General features: G+C 44.9%; 6 protein-coding genes, 1 pseudogene and 1 other annotated feature. All 7 genes and pseudogenes read right to left on the bottom strand.

Going from position 1 to position 6093, the window contains the following annotated elements; all coding sequences use genetic code 11:
* Window positions 1–45: 45 nt before the first annotated feature.
* Window positions 46–192, bottom strand: a pseudogene (locus HT688_RS07130) (tryptophan synthase subunit alpha); the annotation flags it as partial.
* Window positions 161–1384: a tryptophan synthase subunit beta gene (gene trpB, locus HT688_RS07125; RefSeq protein WP_023940760.1), complete on the bottom strand. Its 1224-nt coding sequence runs from the start codon at window positions 1382–1384 to the stop codon at window positions 161–163. The gene trpB and the pseudogene HT688_RS07130, both read right to left, overlap by 32 nt.
* Window positions 1362–1961 carry a phosphoribosylanthranilate isomerase gene (locus HT688_RS07120; protein ID WP_000169908.1) on the bottom strand — a complete coding sequence of 200 codons (600 nt, stop codon included), beginning with the start codon at window positions 1959–1961 and terminating at the stop codon, window positions 1362–1364. Before HT688_RS07120 ends, trpB begins: the two co-directional genes overlap by 23 nt.
* Window positions 1948–2715 carry an indole-3-glycerol phosphate synthase TrpC gene (trpC, locus tag HT688_RS07115; RefSeq protein ID WP_000076540.1) on the bottom strand — a complete coding sequence of 256 codons (768 nt, stop codon included), beginning with the start codon at window positions 2713–2715 and terminating at the stop codon, window positions 1948–1950. The genes HT688_RS07120 and trpC overlap by 14 nt, the downstream gene beginning before the upstream one ends.
* Window positions 2712–3716, bottom strand: a complete 1005-nt coding sequence (trpD, locus tag HT688_RS07110; RefSeq protein WP_050207425.1) for an anthranilate phosphoribosyltransferase — start codon at window positions 3714–3716, stop codon at window positions 2712–2714. The genes trpC and trpD overlap by 4 nt, the downstream gene beginning before the upstream one ends.
* Before the next feature lie 10 nt (window positions 3717–3726).
* A complete protein-coding gene (locus tag HT688_RS07105) occupies window positions 3727–4293 on the bottom strand; it encodes an aminodeoxychorismate/anthranilate synthase component II (RefSeq protein ID WP_000601921.1) in 567 nt (188 codons plus the stop codon).
* Window positions 4290–5651: an anthranilate synthase component I gene (gene trpE, locus HT688_RS07100; protein ID WP_000439608.1), complete on the bottom strand. Its 1362-nt coding sequence runs from the start codon at window positions 5649–5651 to the stop codon at window positions 4290–4292. The genes HT688_RS07105 and trpE overlap by 4 nt, the downstream gene beginning before the upstream one ends.
* A gap of 71 nt (window positions 5652–5722) precedes the next feature.
* Window positions 5723–5948: a binding site (T-box leader), on the bottom strand.
* Window positions 5949–6093: the final 145 nt, after the last annotated feature.

The following is a 6093-nucleotide window of genomic DNA, read 5'->3' as shown; positions in this document are numbered from 1 at the left end:
TTGGGTTCACCGGTAGCGGATGCCCACGGAGGACTTACACCTCAGATGCACGACATGCCCGTCGTACTCCAAACCTTTCTCATGGTCTCCAGCCATGATATAGGGAACGAAAATTCCTTTTCCAGCTGCTTTTATAGCGTTTAATTTTTCTGTTAGTGTCTTAGGCATGAGCTTCTCCCTTCTTTGCTGCATCTGCTTCCAAGCGGTCCTTGACTTGAACCACATCCTTGTCCCCACGACCTGATAGACAGACAATCATAGACTTGTCTGGTCCAAGTTCTTTGGCCAATTTCACCGCAAAGGCGATAGCATGACTCGATTCCAAGGCTGGGATAATCCCTTCCACACGAGACAAGAGTTGGAATCCTTCCAAGGCTTCTTCGTCTGTTACAGGGACATAGCTGGCACGTTTAATATCGTGGTAGTGAGAATGCTCTGGACCGATACCAGGATAGTCCAAACCTGCTGAGATAGAGAAGGCTTCAAGAATTTGACCATGGGCATCTTGGAGCACATCCATGAGGGAACCGTGAAGGACACCTGGACGACCCTTGGTCAAGGTAGCTGCGTGGTGCTCTGTATCCACACCAAGTCCAGCCGCTTCAGCTCCATACATAGCTACAGACTCATCTTCTACAAAGGGATGGAAGAGCCCAATAGCATTAGATCCACCACCAACACAGGCTACTAGGGCATCGGGCAGATTTTGACCTGTCATATCGCGATACTGTTGTTTAGCTTCGCGACCGATGACACTTTGGAAGTCACGAACGATTTCTGGAAATGGATGAGGCCCCAAGGCAGAACCAAGGATATAGTGGGTATCGTCGATATTAGCCACCCATGAACGAAGGGCTGCATTGACCGCATCCTTGAGCACGCGCGAACCATCTGTTACAGCCTCGACCTTGGCTCCCAAAAGCTCCATGCGGAAGACATTGAGGGCTTGGCGTTTGACATCTTCCTCACCCATGTAGATGGTACATTCCATGTTAAAGAGGGCCGCAGCAGTTGCAGTTGCCACACCGTGCTGACCAGCACCCGTTTCTGCGATAATTTTCTTTTTACCCATGCGTTTGGCAAGCCAAACTTGTCCTAAGGCATTGTTAATCTTGTGGGCTCCTGTATGGTTAAGGTCTTCCCGTTTGAGATAAATCTTGGCTCCGCCGATATGCTGGGTCAAGTTTTTTGCGTAATAAAGAGGAGTTTCACGTCCTACGTACTGGCGCAAAAGCTGGTTTAATTCCTCTTGGAAACTTGGGTCTGCCTGACTTTCACGGTAGGCCTTCTCCAACTCCAAAACTGCTGTCATCAATATTTCTGGGACAAAACGTCCGCCGAATTTTCCGTAAAATCCATCTTTATTTGGTTCCTGATATGCCATGCTTTACCCTCTCTATAAATCTTCTAATCTTTTCATGATCTTTTTGTCCATCTGTCTCCACTCCGCTTGATACATCTACTGCATAGGGAGTAAAGTGTTGAATTGCTTTTACTACATTGTCTTCATTAAGCCCACCTGCGATAAAGAAAGACTGAGTTAATCCAGTCGTATCCAGTTGAGCCCAGTCAAAGGTCTGGCCACTTCCTGCCACAGGGGCATCAAAGAGTAGATAATCTGCCTGAGAATTGGGGACATGCCCATTTCCATCTACCTGCACAGCCTGAATACTGGCACAAGGCAAATTCTCAAATAAATCATCTGCCACCTGACCGTGAACTTGAACCAAGTCCAAGCCAACTTTGTCAATCGCTTCTAGCAGTTCTGCCCGACTTGGTGAAACAAATACACCAACCTTTTTCACATCCGCAGGAATAAGCTTTGCCAGCACAGCTGCCTCTTCTAAAGTCACCTGTCTTTTACTAGGTGCAAAGACAAAACCGATATAATCGGCTCCTGCTGAAACGGCTGTTTCCACCGCTTCTTTGGTCGATAGTCCACAAATTTTAACCTTTGTCAATCTGCAACTCCTTGGTTCTCTGGGCTACATCTTCTGCCTGCATGAGAGCTGTCCCTACTAAAATTCCGTTAAAGTATGGCGCTAGTCGTTCCGCATCCTGCCCTGTGAAAATAGCAGATTCAGAAATGTAATAACGTCCTTCCTTAAAGTGTTGGGACAAGTCTACACTGGTCTGCAAGTCGACTTCAAAGGTAGTCAAATTGCGATTATTGACCCCGATAATCTGGGCACCAAGTCTGTGAGCCACTTCTAGTTCAGCTAGATTGTGGGTTTCCACTAAGACTTCCAGACCAAGTTCCGTCGCGTAGTCATAAAGTTCCTTAAGACGTTCTTCTGACAAGGCTGCCACAATGAGCAAGATGACTGTCGCACCTGCATTGCGAGCGCGGATGATTTGCTTTTCATCGATGATAAAGTCCTTGTTGAGCGTCGGAATGTTTACCTGACTGGAAATCTCCCTTAGATAATCCAAATGACCTTTAAAGAAAACCTCATCTGTCAAAACAGAAATCATCACTGCACCATTTGCTTCATAAGTCTGGGCCTGTTGCACAATATCCACATCGAGATTGATATCTCCCAAACTAGGGCTAGCTTTCTTGACCTCAGCGATTACCTGCAAGCGGTCCTGATGATTCTTCAAAAATTCTGCCAAGCGATAGGTCTGGCGCAGAGGCTGGATTTGCTCCAGCTTCATCTGCTCCACCTCACGCGCCTTCTGCTCTAAGATTCGTGCTAAAAATTCCTGACTCATTTTTGGTACTCCTGTAACAGTCTGAGTTTTTCAAGGGCCTTGCCTCTAGCAATCACTTGACGGGCCAAGGCAACTCCTTCCTTGATGCTATCAATCTTACCATTAGCATAGAAACCAAGACCAGCATTCAAGACTGTCGTTTCCAAGAATGGACTTGCTTCGTTTTTCAGAACGCTGAGCAAAATTTCTGCATTTTCCTGAGCATTCCCACCACGAATATCTTCCATAGCATAGCCTTCCATTCCCAAATCCTCTGGAGTAAAGCTTGACAAACTGATTTCGCCATTTTCAAGAAGTGCAATCTTGGTTGTTCCGTTCAAGCCAGCTTCATCCAACCCTTCTGGTCCAGCAACCACGATGGCACGTTTGCGACCCATATTTTTCAAAACCTGAGCTGTACTTTCTAGGAGTTCTGGACGACTAATTCCAAGAAGCTGTGTTTCTAAAGCCATTGGATGAATCAGTGGACCAGTCAAATTCATAATCGTTGGAATTCCCAATTCCAAACGAGCTGGCATGATGTATTTCATAGCTGGGTGCATATTTTTAGCGAAGAGAAAGACGATTCCAGTTTTATCAAAGACCTTACCTAGTTCAGCTGGTTTGAGGTCAAGATTGATTCCCAAGGCTTCGAGGACATCTGCGGAGCCAGATTTAGAAGAAATCGAGCGGTTACCATGCTTGGCCATGTGAATACCGCCACCAGCCAAGACAAAGGCTGCAGTTGTGGAAATATTAAAACTGAAAGACTTGTCCCCACCTGTACCACAGTTGTCCATGGCATCATGAATCTCAGTTGGAATATGCTGGGCATGTCCTCTCATGACTTGGGCAATGGCTGTGCGTTCTTCAGGTGTTTCCCCCTTCATCTTAAGAGCTAAGAGGAGAGAAGCAATCTGCGCTTCAGTTACACGCCCAGTTACGATACGCTCAATGACATCCATCATTTCCACACCTGATAAATTTTCAAATTTTGCTAGTTTTTCAATAATCTCTTTCATCCTAGTTTCCTCACTTTACAACCTTCTCGATAAAATTCCGAATAGAAGACAAGCCGTCTGGCGTTCCAATGCTCTCTGGATGGTACTGGAAGCCATAAATCGGTAGGTTTTTATGTTGAATCCCCATGATGGCTTGGTCATCAGTCGAACGAGCTGTCACTTCAAAGTCTTCTGGCATTTCCTCAATCAAAATACTGTGATAACGCATGACCGCACGGCCATCCTCAATACCTTGATACAAAACAGATGGCGCTTCAAAGTTGATATTGCTCTGTTTCCCATGCATGACTTTTGGAGCCAAACCTAGCTTACCACCAAAGACTTCTGCAATGGCTTGGTGACCCAAACAAATCCCTAGAATCGGCTTCTTGCCTGCAAAATCACAAATCATGTCTTCCATCTTTCCAGCATCAACTGGCCAACCAGGACCAGGAGAAAAGACCAGACCATCTGCTTTTTCAGCTTCTTCATACAGCTTGGAATCATCATTTCTCAGAACCTGAACTTCTGCAAAATTCCCAATGTATTGGGCCAAGTTATAGGTAAAAGAATCATAGTTGTCAATCAATAAAATCATGGTCTTAGTTCTCCAATTCTAGTCATAGATTTTGCTTTGTTAATGGTTTCTTGGTATTCGTTTTGGGCGATAGAGTCGTAGACAATCCCTGCCCCAGCCTGCACATAGGCTCTTTGATTTTTGAGAATCATGGTTCGGATGGCAATGGCCAAATCCATATCACCCGTCGCAGACAAGTAGCCGATTGCTCCCGCGTATACGCCCCGTTTTTCTGTTTCCAGTTCATAGATGCGTCTCATAGCTCGAATCTTTGGTGCTCCAGAAACTGTTCCAGCAGGAAGTGTTGATTTCAAGGCATCCATAGCAGTGAGTTCTGGAAGCAAACGTCCCTTGACCACGCTGGTCAAATGCATAACATAGCGGAAGAGCTCCACCTTCATATACTTAGTAACTTGGACACTGGCCGTTTCAGAGATGCGGCCAATATCGTTACGCCCCAAGTCTACCAACATTCGATGTTCTGCTGTTTCCTTCTCATCAGAGAGGAGGTCAGTCGCCAAGGTCTTGTCTTCTTCATCCGTAGCCCCTCTTGGTCGCGTCCCTGCAATCGGATTGGTTGTCACGATGCCATTTTTGACAGAAACTAAACTTTCTGGACTAGCTCCGATGATTTGATAATCCCCAAAATCATAGAAATAAAGGTAATTAGAAGGATTAGTCACGCGGAGATTTCTGTAGAAGTCAAATGGATTTCCAGTAACTTCTGCTGAGAAACGCTGGCTGAGTACACATTGGAACATATCTCCGTTACGAATCAAGTCACGAGCTGTTTCTACCATTCCCTCAAACTTATGTGGAGCGATATGCGGTTTGAAGTCTAACGGAGATAGATCCAAGTCTTCAAATTCATTTGGAGCAGGAATGCGTAATTCCTCAAGCACTTGGTTCAAGGATTTTTCCAAGGCCTCTTGACTGCGCTCACTATAGAGAGCATCCTCGATGACATGAATTTTTTCCTTCTTGTGGTCAAAGACAATGTAACTCTCATAGACGAAGAAATGCATGTCTGGCGTTCCAATTGTATCTTCAGGAATTTGACCAATTTCTTCATAAAGCGAAATCATATCGTAACCAACAAAACCAATAGCTCCACCACCAAAAGGGAGCTCTGAATGGTGCTGGCTCTTATGAGTCACTTCATAAAGGAAATCCAAGGGATCCTGATCAATCATTTTCCCATTTTGGTAAAGAACTCCATTTTCAAACTTAATCTCAAAAACAGGATTATAGGCTAAGATAGAAAAACGAGCTGTTTCCTTGTCTCTCGGAATACTCTCTAAGATAACCTTGTGTTGTCCCTTTAAGCGCATATAAGCTAAGATTGGTGATAAGACATCTCCATGAATGATTCGTTCCATTGTAATTTCCCTTTCAGTTCTACTTCTAGTCCGTGGCGACTGTATGAAAAATCCCCACGCAAAATAACTTGCGTGAGGACGAAATTCGCGGTGCCACCTCAATTATAGGATTTCTCCTATCTCTCATTCCTGTCTTAGAAAGATTCTGTAACAGGCTGTGCGATAAAGGGCACTCCCTTGAGAATGATGTTTTCTTCTCTCGTTTCAGATGGACCCAACCTTACAGTTTTCTCTGCTTGTTTTCAGCAACCACAAGCTCTCTGTGAGAGAAAGGACTGTAATTTTTCCATCTTTTATTTTTTAGCTTCTAGGTAGTCTGCAATCGCAGCTACGTCCTTGTCTCCACGACCAGAGACATTGATGAAGAGATGTTCATCTCGGTACACCTTTATACTCTTCGAAAATCTCTTCAAACCGCGTCAACTTCACCTTGCCGTAGGTA

This window comes from Streptococcus sp. 1559 (assembly GCF_013276735.1).
GTDB classification, from domain to species: Bacteria; Bacillota; Bacilli; order Lactobacillales; family Streptococcaceae; genus Streptococcus; species Streptococcus pseudopneumoniae.
Note: the sequence above shows the minus strand (reverse complement) of the source record. Positions and strands in the feature narration are given on the sequence as shown.

What these genes read in the sequence shown, in the direction of transcription:
- trpB (WP_023940760.1), bottom strand. Translation starts at nt 1,384, where the DNA reads ATGGCATATCAGGAACCAAATAAAGATGGATTTTACGGAAAATTCGGC.
- trpC (WP_000076540.1), bottom strand. Translation starts at nt 2,715, where the DNA reads ATGAGTCAGGAATTTTTAGCACGAATCTTAGAGCAGAAGGCGCGTGAG.
- trpD (WP_050207425.1), bottom strand. Translation starts at nt 3,716, where the DNA reads ATGAAAGAGATTATTGAAAAACTAGCAAAATTTGAAAATTTATCAGGT.
- HT688_RS07105 (WP_000601921.1), bottom strand. Translation starts at nt 4,293, where the DNA reads ATGATTTTATTGATTGACAACTATGATTCTTTTACCTATAACTTGGCC.
- trpE (WP_000439608.1), bottom strand. Translation starts at nt 5,651, where the DNA reads ATGGAACGAATCATTCATGGAGATGTCTTATCACCAATCTTAGCTTAT.